The organism is Flavobacterium sp. RSSB_23 (assembly GCF_051547145.1).
Lineage (GTDB): Bacteria > Bacteroidota > Bacteroidia > Flavobacteriales > Flavobacteriaceae > Flavobacterium.
In genome coordinates this window covers 1-2,210 of sequence record NZ_JBPTTO010000031.1, presented here as the reverse complement: position 1 = coordinate 2,210, position 2,210 = coordinate 1, and the positions used below count along the sequence as shown (strand labels likewise).

The following is a 2,210-nucleotide window of genomic DNA, read 5'->3' as shown; positions in this document are numbered from 1 at the left end:
TGATCACAATTCGTTGGATTGAGTTTTTCACAAATTTGATACACAATAGTGTAGTTGCCAGATGGTGTATTGGCTGGAACACTTACATTACCTGTATTGGTATTTAATATTGGAACTGGTCCTCCATTGATGGATAGTGCAGGCTTGATGATTGTGGTTTGTATTTTATCCAATGGTAATGCCACTAAATTGAATGTGTCATTGGTAAAAGCATTCAACAATGTTGGATTGCCTAAATATCCATTAACTCCTGTTGCGGTGTCATCTACAGCATCTATCGGTGCAGCTGTCACTTGGATTCTAACAATGGCTTCATCACAATTGGTTGGATTCAAACGTTCACACAATTTATACACTATTGTATAAGTGCCAACTGGAGTTCCAGCTGGGACACTCACAATTCCTGTAGCAATATCTAACAATGGTACATTGGCTCCTGGGAATCTAGGCGAAGCTGGATTGACTATCGTAGCCTCTACTAACGCACTAGTTACCGTTGCTCCATTGAAGGTATCATTGCTGGTAAAGGCATTTACTACATTGAGATTGCCTACATATCCGTTTATTGGTCCTACAAAATCATCAACTGCATCTATTGGCGCTGCCCCAACTTGTATTAGTACCGTTGCTCTATCACAATTCGCTGGGTTCAATTTTTCACAAATCTGATATTCAATAGTGTACGCGCCTTGTGGGGTTCCTGCCGGTACACTTATAGCTCCATTGCTTACATCCAATGTTGGTACTAATGCCCCAACAAATAATGGAGTTGCCGGGGTCATCTCTGTTAAATTGATTTGACTCATTGTAACGGCACTTGTGTTCAAACGATCATTAGTGAGTACATTGATAATATTAGGATTGTTATTGGATCCATTAACAATGGCTGGGGTGTCGTTTACTGCGTCGATTACCGGTGGTACAACGGCTATTAAAATAGCTGCATTATCGCAATTGGCAGGATTTAGTACTTCGCAAATTTGATAATTGATAACATAATTACCCGCTGCAGTTCCTGCTGGTATAGACACTTGTCCCGTTGTTGTGTTTAGTACCGGAACTTGTCCTCCATTAATTGGATTGGCTCCTTGGGTTACTGTAATGGCTATTTGCGATAGATTTATTGTGGCTCCATTGAGTCTGTCATTGGCTATTGCATTGATAGCATCTGTTGCTCCTACAAATCCATTGATACCACTTATTCCATCATTATTGGCTACAATAACTGGACTATTAACCGCAATATAAGCAATGGCTTTGTCACAATTCGTTGGGTTTAACTTCTCACAAATTTGATATTCGATTGCATATATTCCGCTGGCGGTACCCGCTGGAACGGATACTTCTGCTGTGGCGATGTCTAGGGTTGGAACTTGTCCTCCATTAATCGATACAGCTGGTTGAATTACTGTCAGTATGATATCGGTGAGTGCAACTGTATTGTTGTTGAGTTTATCATTGGGGAGTACATTCATTACATTATTGGCTCCTACAAATCCATTGTTGTTTATAGCCAAATCATCGTTGGCCTCTATCGGAGCTGCTATCACACGTACTGTGATTAGTGCATCGTCACAATTACCTGGATTTAATTTTTCACAAATCTGATATCTAAAACTGTACAGCCCCGCTGGGGTACCCGCTGGTACGCTTACAATTCCTGTAGCAGTATCGAAGACTGGAACGTTTGCTCCTGGAATTGGAGTTGGCGAATCTAGCACCGTTACATTTAGTTCCCCTAGGATTAAGGTAGCTCCATTAAAGGTGTCGTTTGTATATGCGTTAATAGCGTTCGTTGCTCCTGTGGCTCCATTTACTGGCAGTATTTTTTTGTCGTCGTTGGCTACAATTGGCGCTGGTAACACTTCTACTTTGATAGTGGCAATATCACAAACTGTTGGGTTTAGGTTTTCGCAAATTCTGTAGGTTATCGAATAGGTTTTTGCCGGTGTTCCTGCTGGTACACTAACTTGTCCTGTAGCCGTGTCTAAGGTTGGAACTGGTCCTGAGTTTACTGATTTCGCTGGCAATACCACTGATATTGTGATATCTTTTAACTCGACTGGTAGTCCATCTAAAATATCATTTGTTATCGCATTGACAATATTGGCTTGACCAACATAGCCATTTATGCCTGTTACACTGTCGTTGTTGGCTATTATAGTAGATGCTCCAACACTGATTTTGATGGTAGCTGTATCACAATTCGA

The 2,210-nt window shown here is 41.0% G+C and carries 1 pseudogene; it reads right to left on the bottom strand.

Going from position 1 to position 2,210, the window contains the following annotated elements:
- Positions 1 to 2,210 (bottom strand): annotated as a pseudogene (locus ACSVH9_RS16205) (hypothetical protein); the annotation flags it as partial.